The sequence below is a fragment of the Shewanella violacea DSS12 genome, assembly GCF_000091325.1.
GTDB classification, from domain to species: domain Bacteria; phylum Pseudomonadota; class Gammaproteobacteria; order Enterobacterales; family Shewanellaceae; genus Shewanella; species Shewanella violacea.
In genome coordinates this window covers 3,233,042-3,246,712 of sequence record NC_014012.1, presented here as the reverse complement: position 1 = coordinate 3,246,712, position 13,671 = coordinate 3,233,042, and the positions used below count along the sequence as shown (strand labels likewise).

The 13,671-nt window shown below is 42.4% G+C and carries 15 protein-coding genes and 1 pseudogene; 8 read left to right on the top strand and 8 right to left on the bottom strand.

What is annotated here, in order from left to right:
* Nucleotides 1-13: 13 nt before the first annotated feature.
* Nucleotides 14-280 carry a hypothetical protein gene (locus SVI_RS13525; RefSeq protein ID WP_013052141.1) on the bottom strand — a complete coding sequence of 89 codons (267 nt, stop codon included), beginning with the start codon at nt 278-280 and terminating at the stop codon, nt 14-16.
* A 176-nt stretch (nt 281-456) separates the two neighbouring features.
* Here SVI_RS13525 and SVI_RS13520 point away from each other — a divergent pair, with 176 nt between their 5' ends.
* Nucleotides 457-2,406: a DNA topoisomerase III gene (locus SVI_RS13520; protein ID WP_013052140.1), complete on the top strand. Its 1,950-nt coding sequence runs from the start codon at nt 457-459 to the stop codon at nt 2,404-2,406.
* A gap of 96 nt (nt 2,407-2,502) precedes the next feature.
* Here the strand turns inward: SVI_RS13520 and SVI_RS13515 are convergent, their stop codons facing one another.
* Nucleotides 2,503-2,697: a DUF4250 domain-containing protein gene (locus SVI_RS13515; RefSeq protein WP_041419955.1), complete on the bottom strand. Its 195-nt coding sequence runs from the start codon at nt 2,695-2,697 to the stop codon at nt 2,503-2,505.
* Between the two features lie 719 nt (nt 2,698-3,416).
* On the opposite strand from SVI_RS13515, the gene SVI_RS13510 reads away from it, so the two are divergent.
* The 4 genes from SVI_RS13510 to SVI_RS13500 all read left to right on the top strand — a co-directional run bounded on the left by SVI_RS13510 (nt 3,417) and on the right by SVI_RS13500 (nt 5,654).
* Nucleotides 3,417-4,316, top strand: a complete 900-nt coding sequence (locus tag SVI_RS13510; protein ID WP_013052137.1) for a hypothetical protein — start codon at nt 3,417-3,419, stop codon at nt 4,314-4,316.
* A gap of 190 nt (nt 4,317-4,506) precedes the next feature.
* Entirely contained in the window at nt 4,507-4,698 is a 192-nt protein-coding gene (locus tag SVI_RS21920) for a hypothetical protein (protein WP_231847724.1), read from the top strand.
* Between the two features lie 32 nt (nt 4,699-4,730).
* Nucleotides 4,731-4,931 (top strand): GNAT family N-acetyltransferase, encoded by a 201-nt coding sequence (locus tag SVI_RS21915; protein WP_013052135.1) that lies wholly within the window; start codon nt 4,731-4,733, stop codon nt 4,929-4,931.
* Between the two features lie 117 nt (nt 4,932-5,048).
* The gene (locus SVI_RS13500; RefSeq protein WP_013052134.1) at nt 5,049-5,654 is read left to right on the top strand and encodes a DUF998 domain-containing protein; all 606 of its coding nucleotides are present in this window, start codon (nt 5,049-5,051) and stop codon (nt 5,652-5,654) included.
* Between the two features lie 112 nt (nt 5,655-5,766).
* Here SVI_RS13500 and SVI_RS13495 read toward each other — a convergent pair whose 3' ends face one another.
* Genes SVI_RS13495 through SVI_RS13485 form a run of 3 tightly spaced genes read right to left on the bottom strand, consistent with a single transcriptional unit; the run spans nt 5,767 to nt 8,271 of the window.
* Complete coding sequence (locus tag SVI_RS13495; RefSeq protein ID WP_041419954.1) at nt 5,767-6,228, bottom strand: MarR family winged helix-turn-helix transcriptional regulator; 462 nt, start codon at nt 6,226-6,228, stop codon at nt 5,767-5,769.
* Entirely contained in the window at nt 6,200-7,210 is a 1,011-nt protein-coding gene (locus tag SVI_RS13490; protein ID WP_013052132.1) for a DUF2955 domain-containing protein, read from the bottom strand. The genes SVI_RS13495 and SVI_RS13490 overlap by 29 nt, the downstream gene beginning before the upstream one ends.
* 11 nt (nt 7,211-7,221) lie before the next feature.
* Nucleotides 7,222-8,271: an HlyD family secretion protein gene (locus SVI_RS13485; protein ID WP_013052131.1), complete on the bottom strand. Its 1,050-nt coding sequence runs from the start codon at nt 8,269-8,271 to the stop codon at nt 7,222-7,224.
* A gap of 377 nt (nt 8,272-8,648) precedes the next feature.
* Between SVI_RS13485 and SVI_RS13480 the strand changes: the two genes are divergently transcribed.
* Nucleotides 8,649-9,590 carry a bile acid:sodium symporter family protein gene (locus tag SVI_RS13480; protein ID WP_013052130.1) on the top strand — a complete coding sequence of 314 codons (942 nt, stop codon included), beginning with the start codon at nt 8,649-8,651 and terminating at the stop codon, nt 9,588-9,590.
* Between the two features lie 139 nt (nt 9,591-9,729).
* On the opposite strand, the gene SVI_RS13475 is transcribed toward SVI_RS13480, so the two are convergent.
* Nucleotides 9,730-10,278 (bottom strand): disulfide bond formation protein B, encoded by a 549-nt coding sequence (locus tag SVI_RS13475; protein ID WP_013052129.1) that lies wholly within the window; start codon nt 10,276-10,278, stop codon nt 9,730-9,732.
* 9 nt (nt 10,279-10,287) lie between these two features.
* Nucleotides 10,288-10,443: a DUF5993 family protein gene (locus SVI_RS21700; protein WP_041419953.1), complete on the bottom strand. Its 156-nt coding sequence runs from the start codon at nt 10,441-10,443 to the stop codon at nt 10,288-10,290.
* A 690-nt stretch (nt 10,444-11,133) separates the two neighbouring features.
* Between SVI_RS21700 and SVI_RS13465 the strand changes: the two genes are divergently transcribed.
* Together SVI_RS13465 and SVI_RS13460 are read left to right on the top strand one after the other, a co-directional pair.
* Nucleotides 11,134-11,493 carry a nuclear transport factor 2 family protein gene (locus tag SVI_RS13465; RefSeq protein WP_013052127.1) on the top strand — a complete coding sequence of 120 codons (360 nt, stop codon included), beginning with the start codon at nt 11,134-11,136 and terminating at the stop codon, nt 11,491-11,493.
* Nucleotides 11,494-11,707: 214 nt separating this feature from the next.
* A complete protein-coding gene (locus tag SVI_RS13460) occupies nt 11,708-12,112 on the top strand; it encodes a VOC family protein (protein ID WP_041419952.1) in 405 nt (134 codons plus the stop codon).
* A 188-nt stretch (nt 12,113-12,300) separates the two neighbouring features.
* On the opposite strand, the pseudogene SVI_RS21910 reads toward SVI_RS13460, so the two are convergent.
* Nucleotides 12,301-13,260 (bottom strand): annotated as a pseudogene (locus SVI_RS21910) (IS3 family transposase); the annotation flags it as partial.
* Between the last annotated feature and the right edge of the window lie 411 nt (nt 13,261-13,671).

The window sequence follows — 13,671 nt, the reverse complement described above, 5'->3', positions numbered from 1 at the left end:
AGCAAACTGTGATTTATGCTAAATGAACACACCAGACTAGCATCCAGATGGCGAAGAGTAGACTAGCCCCACGTTTAGTTACAGTATGTCCCATGCTCAATCCAATGAGAGTGCTGATGCAGGTTAAGGCTATTTGCATGGTTATCAATAGCATCAACTCGAAGAGCTTATTGTCGGTTAGCAATGGTGTGATCAATAGGGCTACCGCGGTCACCATAAGGAAATTATACAGGAGTAGTCTATCTAGGCTGTTGCCAGTTTCCGTGGTCGATGCAATCATGATGAACCTCCTTTATAAGCTTGTTATTACCTAGACTATAGTCAAATGATAATCATTCTCAACTGATTTTGCAAACTAATCTGCTTTAACTGTGTGCTATTGCAAGCAATTATTGCAGCTAGTGTCACTTTAGGCTAAAGTTACTGGTAATTTATACAGTAGTCCGAGTTCCACATATGATTCTTTATATCGCAGAAAAACCTTCCCTTGGTCGAGCCATAGCTGATGTGCTACCTAAGCCCCATAAAAAGGGTGACGGTCATATCATGGCGGCTAATGGTGATTGTGTTTCCTGGTGTATCGGTCATCTGTTGGAGCAGGCAGAGCCCGATAGCTACGATGCGGCATATAAGTCGTGGAAGTTTGAGCATCTGCCCATTATCCCTGAAAAGTGGAAGATGAAGGCTAAACCTAAGACCCGTAGTCAATTAACCGTACTTAGGGGCTTAGTCAAAAAAGCCACTCAACTGGTTAATGCTGGCGATCCCGACAGGGAGGGGCAGCTATTAGTCGATGAAGTGATCTCTCATTTGGGCGTCAAGGGCGAAAAACTCAATAATACACAGCGCCTGCTGATCAGCGATCTCAATCCTCAGGCGGTGAAACGTGCATTGGGGCAGATGCGCAGTAATCGAGAATTCATTCCCCTGTCTACTTCTGCCTTAGCCCGTTCTCGTGCCGATTGGCTCTATGGTCTGAATATGACCAGAGCCTATACCCTGCAAGGTCGTAAGGTGGGATATCAGGGCGTGTTATCTGTAGGGCGAGTACAGACTCCCTTGTTAGGCTTAGTGGTTCGCCGGGATGAAGAGATAGCTAACTTTGTTTCTAAGTCTTTCTATGAGGTTCAGGCCAATCTCAATACAGAGAAAAATGAGGCGTTCAGAGCCAAGTGGCAGCCCAGTGAAGCCTGCCAACCTTATATGGATGAAGAAGGCAGAGTCTTATCTAAAGGTCTGGCACAAAATGTCGTGGATCGCATTAGTGATAAACCGGCACAGGTTACTCAGGTTATTGCTAAAGATAAGCAGCAAAATGCGCCTCTCCCTTATAGCCTGTCTTCGCTGCAGATAGATGCAGCCAAGCGATATGGTATGAGCGCCAAAGAGGTGCTCGACACCTGTCAGACGCTTTATGAGCGACATAAGTTGATCACTTATCCCAGATCTGACAGTCGTTACCTGCCAGCGGAACAGTTTTCCCAAGCCCCTCAAGTCATAGGTGCGGTGCTATCAGGGGCTGGCGAGTTAGTCGAGAACAGCGATAAACCAGATCCTAAGATAAAATCTAAGGCCTGGAACGACAGCAAGGTCGATGCTCACCATGCCATCATACCCACAGAAAAACGAGTCAATCTCTCCAGTCTGAGTGCTTGGGAGAGGCAAATCTACCTGCAAGTGGCTCGTCAATATCTTGCCCAGTTCTATCCGCCTTATCTCTATAGCGAAACTGAGGTTCATGTGTTGATCGAGGGCGGTCACTTCAAGACTAAGGCGAAGCAGGAAAGGGCGCAGGGGTGGAAGCAGCTATTTACGCGAAATAATACTGCTAATACAAATAGCGCGAGCACTGGCAAGGAAGACGATGATGAGTCACAGCAGAAATTGCCAGCGCTGAAGAAGGGTCAGTCTTTGCATTCTGGTGCTGGCGAGTTAATCGAGAAACAGACCCAGCCAGCTAAACATTTTACCGATGCCACTCTACTTGGTGCTATGACTGGAATTAATCGTTATGTGACGGATCCTGAGATCCGAAAAATATTGAAAGATACCGATGGGCTGGGCACCGAAGCGACTCGAGCTGGGATCATAGAATTGCTGTTTAAGCGCACCTTCCTCAGTAGACAGGGCAAAACTATTATAGCCACCGAGGTAGGTAGGGGGCTGATTAACAGCCTGCCTTTGAGTGCCACTACGCCTGATATGACCGCATTGTGGGAAAGTAATCTCGATGCCATCAGTCGCAAAGAAGCTAAGTATCAAAGTTTTATGACCCCACTCATCGACTCTCTGAGCCACTTGATAACTCAGGCTGGTTCACAGCTACCGACAGCTTTACAAGGCGTAAAGGCGCCGAAAAGTAGCTTTAAGAAGCGACGTTTCACTAAGAAAAAATCCAAGAGCTGATCATGAGCTGGAAAGGGCTTGTTGAGCAGCTCAGAGTAAACTAAACAGAGTGAATTAAATAAGTATGCCTAGGGTTCAGTGTTACATCTAAAGGTTTTATTTAATCTCTCGGTATTGATTGCTGACGGAGTCGTAAATAAAGCCCCCATCACTCAGCTTCTTTTCAAGCTGCTCAGGGGAGATATCCAGATCATAAAACAGTGCCTGTTGGTCTACACAGGTGAGGCGCAAGTGCTCATTGACTATGCCGATTAAGATATCACAACTCAAATCTGCTAAATGGTAATCCATCACTCTTCCTGCTGTTAGTTTGTCAGCTGTTACTCTTTAGGTTTAGCCTAGTTAAGCCTGGCTTGCCATTCACAGTGTAGAAAAGCATTTCCAAGATGGAGAGTGACCGTATAAGGCTTGGTAGTCTTATATTTACCGAGCTCCATTGGAGTGTATTTACATTTTTAGTTTGTCTACCTGTCCGTAAGGTGAGTTACTTTGCACTGGTTTTTAGTTTAAATTCTAAAATATCAAAGTGACACGATTTGCTTTGGTATGCACCAACATCTGTCTATTGATTTAACTGCTCCAATAGGTGGATATGCTTCTCAGCCATTACTGGTCCTTTTGGCTGAGAAGCACCCTTTAATGGCATAAGAATATTACCATGCCAGTCCTTAGCAATTTGTAAGCTCTCTCCTGTGTTGTCGCTCACAATCCACATGCCGAAAAAATGAACTGTCTCATCATATGGAACCGCTTGGTTATTGCCGCAATAAACCTCCTAAATGTAAGAAGTCTCTCCGATCAGATTCTAATACCAATTGGTATAACTCAAGCAGTTTTGGAACATGATTGTCCTTAGCCTAAAAGGGCCCTGAACTTAGCCGTTAACTTATAAAATAATTTAAGGCATGCTGGCAATACATCGAAAAATCAGTGATTAATAAATAATTGAATCATATGGTTAGTATGTGTAATCTGGATATAAATCAAACAAATATTTTACTGAGGATTCGATGTTATTTGACGATGCCTTAACAAGGATTGCGGCGATTCATCAGCAGCACGCGATTAAATGTTTTCTTGCTAGCCGAGCATTGAAACAAAGATTCGATTGGACAAGTGAAGAGTGGGCTAAAATCGACAATTTAGTCTGTCTTCAGGAACCTGAGTTCAGCTGTGGGATATTGACCTCGAATGTCATTCCTTTTGACACTAATACTCAACGGCGTCATTGGATTTTATCTCACGGCATATATCCACATTCCTACTTTACTATGCAGGAGTGGTTTCAGAGTGCTCAGGCTGCTGATATTTTTGATTATTATCTAGAGCAGTGCCTAGAGAGTAACCAATATCTTGGCCACAACATCACTATTTTATTTGCCTTTAAAGAGTCCTGGGAGCTGGTAGAAAATGAGGTGCAAGGACTGAGGTTTATCGAGAGGTTCTGTGAGTTCGTCACATCGACCTTCTACGGCAACAACTCAATGGACTATCCTGTCGAGCAAGGCTTTGTTGAGGATGACACTCCAGATAAATATAAGATATTAAAAGACTGCCTCAGCAATCCTGGTTTTTGGGGGCATAATCTTATTTCACTTAGCTGGATTTTGAAGAAGCAGCATGAGTTATCCGGCGCTGTATTTAATCAGTTAATCTCTAACGTACAGCTTCAATGCCATTGGCTACATGAAGATGAGACAGATAAACCTTGTATCCATGTTGGTTTTGTCGGAGCGGCGTCTAGTGAGGTGCTTGAAGCATCTTGTAGAAAATTATTACTAAATAGAGTGAGCAACTTGCATCAAATTACCTTGTCAGAATCTGTCGTTTTTCTATTTTCACAAGAGTGGATTAAAGAGGAAGAGAGGGCAAGATTAATTGATGTATTGGAACATTTCTCCCTGTCTTAATCCTTGACAGAAATTAAACGCTTTTGCTGCGATTTTTATGCCACTAGCATGCTAGTGTGAAATTTTGAAGCCGATGTACTGATTGTAGTCACCTAGCTGTGGTGCTAACTGCATCCCTATCTTATATGCCAGTGTCTTATATGCCAGTTCTTATATATAAGTTCTATATGCCAGTTTAATGAGGTCATTAATGAGTTTTGAGTTTATTCCTGCCACACAAGACGATAGAGCATATTTATTGAGTTTACGTAAATTGACTATGCTTGAACATCTCGAAAACTCAGGTCAATTTTTGTCTGATGCAGAGCATGAGAGTCGTTTAGATGATGCCTATGCCTGTTCACATTTAATCATTTTCAACAGCGAAACCATTGGCACGTAAAGTACCTAGAGGATGACGGCATCGTTGAGATCATGCAGATACAAATTCACCCTGATTTTCAAGGCCAAGGGCTAGGAAAAAAAGTGATGCAGCAAGTGCTAACTAAGGCTAAGAATAAGGCTGTTGAGCTGACCGTGTTAAAAGATAATCCTGCACTTAAATTATATCAAAGGCTTGGCTTTATCATTACCGGTGAAGATGAGTTTGAGTATCATATGCAAGTGAATAGCTAAGCTCAATTAAGCTGAGTCCAATTAAGCTGGGTACAACTAAGCTGGGCATAGCTTATGAGCATATAGCTAATGAGCATATAGCCAAGTAGGGCATAACAGCGCAAAAGGAGTTGAAATTTGTTTGACGTTATTGCGGTATATTCAGGTTTAATCGCCACGGTTTGGATTTTCTTTGGGGTGTTGATTGCGGCAAGGTGTTATCCAAATTACTCTCATTCGAAACAGTTTTGCAGTGAGTTAGGCGCCAGTGGTAGCCCAACCCAGAAACTGTCACCGTTAATTAATAATTATCCATTGGGCTTCTTGTTTTGTTTCTTTGGCTGGTATCTAGTCCAGCTAGATGACGTATCTATTTTGATTAATCTTTCAGGTTTACTGATTATCGCTCATGGTATAGGCACTTGGGTCGCGGGTTACTTTCCCATGGATGCCGATCCATATAACAAACAGCCGACATTTGCTTGTAAAGTCCACTCATGGGCGGGGTTTATCATCTTGTTGTCATTGCTCATTGCCCCTATTCTGGTAGCTATTAGCCCAACAACAGCGCTTATCTCAACAGAGTTTAGAGTGTTTTCTTTGGTTTCAATGATAGTGGCGACTTACTATCTGGTTGCTTTAGCTAAAGCTTTTAAAAATAGAGACAATGCGGGTGTGTATCAGCGCGTCTCCTATGGCGCGCAGCTAGTATGGCTGAGCGCCTTTTCAGTCGTGCTGGCCTAAATTGATGTCATACACAACTAACAACAGCTAAGACAAATGCTAAGACATGCCTAATTGTTTTAGCTGACGAGGGAGAGGTTTAGAATATAAAACTCAACAAGTAATTATCCAGTTAATATCCACCGAGATATACATCGTCTTTAATTAATTTTCGGCACAAATTTAATAGAGAACTGCGCTCTTCGAGTGTGAGTGGGGCAAAAAATTGCTCGATAATTTCGGTTACTATCTCATCGGCTTCATTTTTTATCTTAAGCCCTTTTTCTGTGATCACTAAATACTTAGCTTTTTTATTCGTTTCACTTCTGTGAGCCTCAATCAAGCCCCGTTTAATGCAGTTATCAACTAAGCGTTTGGTGGCACTTCGTTCACGCTGCAGCCCTTCGGCAAGCCCCTGTTGCGGCAATTCACCATGATGAGCTAACACTCTGAGCGCGCCCAACATCTCGATGCTAATATCCAGTTTTGATGATAAAGCTTGATTAGATATGGTTCTAAATTGCTTATAAGCTAAGCCCATCATAAATGAAGCACTGGTGTCGAACTCAGGTATCAAGTTGGCTCCTTTGGACATGATTCTCTCTAAATCTAGTTAACTGAAAAACTAGGAACAATATACCTAAAGTCACTGCAAGTTCCCATGCTCTAAGTAAGATACTCTCTAATCCAAAGCTAGATGTCCCTAAATAGAGTTGTATTGGTAAAACAGTGGCTAACATAGCATCACTGTGAATATCTCTGTCTACCTTTGATGACTTCACCATGGCTGTTGCGATCGCAAAAATGGTCGATCCCAAGATCAAGGCATAATAGCTTAAAATAGTTTGGTTACCTGCGAGTACTATGCTTATCAGCACGGCGATCATACAGCCACCTATTTGGGTGACAAAGCGTTGAGAGATAACCTCCAAATAGCGCTGACGATTGACTTGAGTTGCCGCAGCAATCACAGGCACCATACAAAATGTGGCTGAAAGTAAATCTATGTTCATCAATACAGCAATGCCGCCTCCAATTAAGACCATAGCGACCACACCTTGTTTATGAGTCACTTTGACCCTTTTTAAAATGGGTGCTTGACCTTTCTCCTGCACAGGGAAAAGTGTCACCAAGCCTTTAGCGATGCAGGAGGTGATGACCATCGACAGTAGAATCTCCCCAATACGGTCCGGCATACCTTGTGTACTAAATTGTGAGAAAATAACAATCAGCACCCAGTTGAAAATAGGCATGATCGATGCGCCCACTTTAGCCGGAGTATCGGCTCTTTTACGCATATAATTGATAAACAGCAGGCTGACAGTCCAAATAATAAATGGATGGGATTGAAAAACTTCGGCAACCCACAAAGCCACACAAGCCGATATAAATGTTGGGGAAAAGGTTTTAAATAACCCTGACCAAGAGTAGTCCTTTACCTTAGTCATAGCTATTGTAGGATACAGAGCCAGATATATGCTGGAATCAAAATTAAGGACCTGTCCCATTAACATACATAATGTAATGGCTAGGGTGATCCTGATGGCCTCGTTTCGCTGAGATGGTGTCTTAAACATAGGTCACCTGCTTAATAGATATAGCGAAAATAACTGATGAGCTTCATCCAACTCATGGCAAAGGAATCAATAATACCATTGCCATTTAACACCATAACTGTGGCTCTGGAACCTGAAATCAACTTTGGATCTAGCTCTTTAATATAAATGCGCGTACGAATTTTTTGTTGCTCACGGATCCAGCGATCACTGTTGGTGACGTCCGACAACTTACTCCCGACACTTGATGCGTCATAAATAGCGCGATCTTGATTGATGATGTTACCGCGAAAAATTTCGCCAGGTAATGCATCAAACACCAGTAGGACTTCAGCATCTGTGTGTAAATAATTCACCCCTTTCTCGTTAAAATCAGCGTTAATCCAAGCATGACTTTCGTTAACCAAAAATAAACCAATATCACCTGCACTAAGGTAAGTGCCAACTTCAAGCTGCAAGTTACTCACAGAACCATCCACTTGGGACACTATATTGGTATGAACAAGATCGCGCTTTTTCTGATCTAGCTTGGCTCTTGCAAGCTCAATAGCTGCGCTGTCTTTTTCTTGGGCAAGTTCAGCTGAAACCCTTAAGACTTCAGCATCGGCAGCGACAACTGCGCTCAGTGAAATCGAATAAGACAGCTGGATATCATCAAGTTCTTCTTGGGTGATTAATCCACTTTTTAACAAGGATTGGTAACGTGTTAATTTATGAAGAAAATTATCTTTCTCAGCTTGGCGTTGGAGTCGTGACTGCTTGGTTATCGCCAACTCTTGCCATCTTGCTGAGTCATTTTCTTCAGCTTGATGCAGCTCGGCTTCAGCCTCGTTGACTGCAATACGATAACTAGTCTGATCTATGCTAAAGAGGAGTTGTCCTTTATTCACCCTTTGACCGTTATCAACGCTTATATGAGTCACTAACCCCGACACTTCGGCAGCAATAATAGCGACATTTTTGTGTACACTCGCTTGCGTCGTGAATGGCGCTATATTGTCAGAAACAATTAAAAATACTGAAAAAAACACAGTGACAGTCAATATTAAATAACTAATGTATTTGTAAATCTTATCTTTCATATTCGTTTATCACCCAATGGTTCATTTAGTTTCATCACGAGTTTAGCGAATATTTGTTGGCCTATTAGCAAACTCTATATTTTTTTGTTGCTCATGCAACAAAGTTAAGGTTACTCCACTTATGTTGTGTGTGCAACAAAATTAAATCTTGATACAGTATTGGGTTATTTCTATGGGAAGTTAACATTCGAATTTAACTAATAGCCTTAGGCGCTGGTGTCGTTACTCGAAGCAGCTGTGACTTACATTAGATAGTCCTTAAGCTAAGTTCTAGGTTTGTGGCGAATAATGTGAGATTGTTTCTAGAGTGACTCGCTGTCACTACTTATGGCTTGAACCCGGTAGCCGATCATCAAAGCAAGTTTTAAAGAGGTGTTATGCTAGAAAATATAAACCGTTTTTTCCCTGTTTTGGCCCTTGTCGGCGCAGTAACAGCCTATGTAATGCCCCAGTGGTTTACCGATCTTAAATTCTTAATTGTGCCCTTGCTGATCATTATCATGCTTTCGATGGGGTTAACCCTTAGCTTGGATGACTTTTCTAGGGCGCTTAAGCAGAAGCGCGCCGTGTTGCTTGGTCTAATGCTGCAATTTAGCATCATGCCCATGAGTGCACTGCTTATCAGTTTAGCCTTGGGGTTAGATCGTGACATGGTTATCGGTATGGTGCTGGTGGGCAGCGTCGCCGGTGGCACAGCTTCAAACGTGGTCTGTTATCTGGCAAAAGGCGATGTGGCATTGTCGATCACCATGACCGCACTTTCCACCCTGGCAGGTGTGTTACTCACACCATTGATTATTAATTTACTTCTGGGGCAGATGATAGATATTCCACTGGGGGCAATGCTAATAAGCTTGGTCAAAATTGTGCTAATACCTGTTGCCGTAGGTGTGCTAGTTAATCACTTATTCCGTTCTCATATCAGTAAAATTACGCCGATATTGCCACTGGTGTCGATACTGGCCATAGTGATGGCCATCACTATTATCGTGGCGTTAAATGCGGAGCAGTTCGATAAAATAGGTCCAATCATATTAGTCGCAGTAGTGTTACATAACAGCTTAGGACTCATATTGGGTTATACCTGTTGCCGCTTATTAGGGTTCAATCATAAGATCTGTAAGACCATATCTATCGAAGTCGGCCTGCAAAACTCCGGATTAGCCACCGCGTTATGCATCAAGTTTTTCAGCCCCGCAGTGGCGCTACCAGCAGCGATATTTTCTATCTGGCATAACTTGTCTGGTGCCTTGTTAGCTGGATATTGGTCGAGGGAAAAGCAGAACAATATTGAGCAGGATTATGTGGCAGATAAATAAGGATGTGAGTGATAATTACGCAGCTAACTAGCTTCACTGGATTCAAAAGCATTCGCTTTTAGTAGCTGGTATGAGTCGATTGAGGGCATAAAAAAACGGACAGGGCCAAGGCCATGTCCGTTTTTTTATTTGAGTCGATTTAGCTAAATAGCCAGTACTGCACTGGATCAGCAGGACATTCAAATGGACCACATTCTGCGAAGGTACTTAATACGTTCATCAGAGTCACTAAGAGTACTATGCCGACAGCAAGTTTACTCAGCAAAGGCATTTCACCCAGTGTCTGGTGCTTCACTTCTTTATACTGAGAGGAAAACGACAGCATAACTGCTGTGCCTAATATGATCACTGCGAAAGTGATAAATGCCCAAGTATAGAAGTGGAAAGAGAGGAATGGATCACCATAGAAAGGTGTTCCCGGGATGACATGCAGTGAAACTTGTCTGAGGGCTACCGCAGCGCCGAATAATGCACCGAATAGCATTATGCCGTAATGTGAGGTTCTTGGACCATAAACAACGTTACATAGCAGGCCAAACATGACTGCAACAAAACCAACCCTTTGAAGTAGGCACAAGGGACAAGGTAGTTCACCTGCAACAAATTGAGAATAGAAAGCAAATGCTAGCACCAAAGATACGGCTATAGCACCAAGCGCATTGAGTTGTCGCGATAATGATTTATTCATCTGAGCGTCCTATAGTAAAATTGAAAGAGTGTCGGTTGCATGGTGTGAGAACCAGAAGAGACTCACTACAAGAGATACACCAAAGCCATAGAATGCCAAGTTTCGTTTGCCTTTTATTGCCAAGACCATAGTGATCAAGTACAGACAAAATATTAATGCCATCATAATCATTCCCCTTAATTATAATTGGTTTACGTTATTATATTCGGCGAATATATCTTCGTTTATTAACATAAGCAAGGGGTAAATTAGCCAGTATAATTGACTCAACAATACAACAAACCCAAGTTTTCAAATGAGTTTAATCTCTGAAACATCTGTTAGTTAAATGTATCAGTTAATACTTATGTTAATCAGTGTGATAAGTAATATTTAGCCGTTTTAATGTTAATTTCTATGCTCGTGTATATGGTTTAAGTTTTTTAGGGAATAGGAATGTAAATTATCAAGATTTACAGGTTTACTGCTTATCACTCCTTGAGTTCACCACCATTAGATTGATGCTGGTGGTGTTAGCGCTTTCACTTTGTTTTTTAAGGAATCGTCAAATATCTTGCTTGAAGGTGGCCACAGGCTTTAACCGTCGTAAGCGCATTGAAGACTTGGAAGCCGAGCTTACTGATGTGATTAAGGTGTCTGAGCTTAAGAACGCAAACCCCAATGATGCTAAATGATGTTTTATATGGGATGTTGGCTTATTAGCCCGGTATTATTAGCTAGGTATTATTGGCAGCGATAAAGTGACTGCTAGTAAGTGACTGCTAGTAAGTGAATAGGCCTAAGGAGAGTGGCTGCACAAGATTAGTCGATAACTTCTATAGTTAGGTGATACCAAATACTATAGGAAGCAAACTAATGAGTTTAGCGCAAATAGTGAAAGCTGGGTGGGAAGCCGTAGACGCTGGAGACTTCGATACCTTAGTCGCTGACTATGCACCAGGTATGAGATTCATTATGCCGGGGCAAGCCGATGTCTTAGAAGGGCGTGATGCATTTCGTTCGGCTTTGGATGGTCTTGGGGATATTCTCCCACCAGGTTTTGAAATTACCGACTTGCGTCAAATAGAGGGAGAGAGTGAAGTCGTCTCCATTCTTGAGTGGAAGTCCAATAAAGTCGCCAGCTCTCAGCTTTCAGTCTTGTTCAAGTTTGAAGCCAACAAGATCGTTGAAGAACGATGGTTCATCGACACAGAACAATGGAAAAGCGCTTTTTGAGCTAGCTTAGGATGAAGCTTGATTGCATTTCTTGTATCCCAGAGTTACCCATTTATCTTGCCCCGTATCTTCAATAGTGTACTGTTTGTGGAGACAGCATTCTTTTTGCCTAAAACGGGAAGAAGGCAAGAGTTTGTCGCATCAACTAGTTCACGGTTGGCGGCGGCATATCTTGCTTGAACTTGGGCACTAAATGTTTAGAAGGAGTCTATCAATGTTGGAAGTGCTAGCAATAGATCACATCGTTTTAAGAACAAGCAAGTTGGATGAAATGCTTGAGTTTTATACTAAGGTATTAAGCTGCACAATTGAGCGAGAGACGTTGAAAGAAACGGGTCTTACTCAACTTAGAGCGGGAAATGCACTGATTGATTTAGTGGTTGTTAATAGCAAGCTTGGTGCTATTGGAGGCGGTGCACCAAGGAAAACAGCAAGAAATGTCGATCATTTTTGTCTGCAAATTAAGCCCATGCCAGAACAAGAGATTATTAATCACCTTACTAAAAATGGAATCGAAGTGGGTGAGTTTGCAAGTCGATATGGTGCACAAGGTCTAGGGAACTCTATTTATATCCAAGATCCAGAAGGTAACGGCGTGGAATTAAGATGCCGAATTTAAACTTAATGCCCCCCTCAGACTCAGATCCCTTTTTTATCCAAAGAGTCTTTGGTACTTAGCAATCTAACCAAGTACCAATACTGCTCAATGAATCCTCATTTAACGCTTGTTGAAACTAGCAAGGCTGTAACGCTTAGCGTAACTGTTCACCTCTATTAAGTGCTATCAGCCTATCAAGAATATGCTCGCCATCCATGCTTCAAGCTTCCAAAGAAACGTTTAACAACAGCCTTGTCTAAACAGGCTCCGACACTGCTCATCGAAGCTACGATTCCATGCTTACTCAACAGCTTTTGATACTGCTTACTGGTGTATTGTGAGCCTACGTCACTATAAAGCATGACTCCTCTTACTAGCTTCGTAGCGTTAGTGCCATTTGTAATGCCCGCTTAACTAAGCTGACGGTTATGGATTTTGATATTGGCCAACCCACTATGCGTCTGGAATGTAAGTCCATCACCAGCCCAAACCTGATTAGCCTGCGTAGGATTAAGTTTCTGATTCAGTAGGTTATCTACAACGCCATCACTGTGTTTACGCTTCGTCGTTACCTTGTAAACTTGACGATGGGGACCTCTAGGCCGAGCTTTCGCATGATGCTACGAGTACGGTAACGACCGATACTTAAGCCTTTTAGGCGGAGTTTCTAGACAAGCTGACGAGAACCTAAACTGCTTCGGCTACGCTTAAAAGACGTTTTGCGGTTCGGCATAAATCAAGCTCTCGTTCACTAATAATTTTAGCGGGCCAGGCTAAGAAATCATAAAATGCACAGCGACTCACTTGCAGAACATTACAAAGCATTTTTATCGGGAATCGAGGACAGTGCTCTCGAATAAACCGGAATGTCACTTCATTTATCTCGCAAAGAAGACACTGGCCTTTTTAAATTTTTTTCTCCACCCGCGGTTGCTTGACCTCTTTTCGAAGTGCTAATAACTCTGCTTTTTCATCTGAACTCACGGTTGAGGTCTCTAGCTCTTCAGTCTTCTGTTTCCAGGTATAAAGCAGGTTTGACGACACTCGTCATCTGCGGCTTGTGGGACTGTGTAGCCCTGCTCAGTGATTAAGCCGATGGCTTCTTCTTTGAATTGTTTGGTATAAGTTCGATATTGACGTTCGTATTCATGTTCACCTCGATTGATTATCCACAATCAAGGTGTCCGGAGCCATCAGACCAGATTACCATTAACCTTATTAGTCGCTTAATTCTCTTACATAACAGGTTTGTAAGTATGTCATGAGTCTGGAGGTTGTTCAGTAATAAGGGTTTTATAGGCCATATATCTGTCGGTAAACACGGTATGTTATTGCATCTGTCCTTTCATTTTGTGTATAGCCCTCTCGATGGTGGATCAAGGAAAATAACACGCACTATCATTAGCACATCAAATCCATTTAATGTCATGGTAGCCACCCTGAAATACACCCTTCAGCCGTGGAGTGGGCATGGCGGCAATCGTCAGACTCGTCGAGGAAAGGCTTGACGGACTTTGCTTAACGAAGCGAAAAAAAGCTGGAATGATGAATTAAAACATTTCATTCGAGGAGTAGGCCAA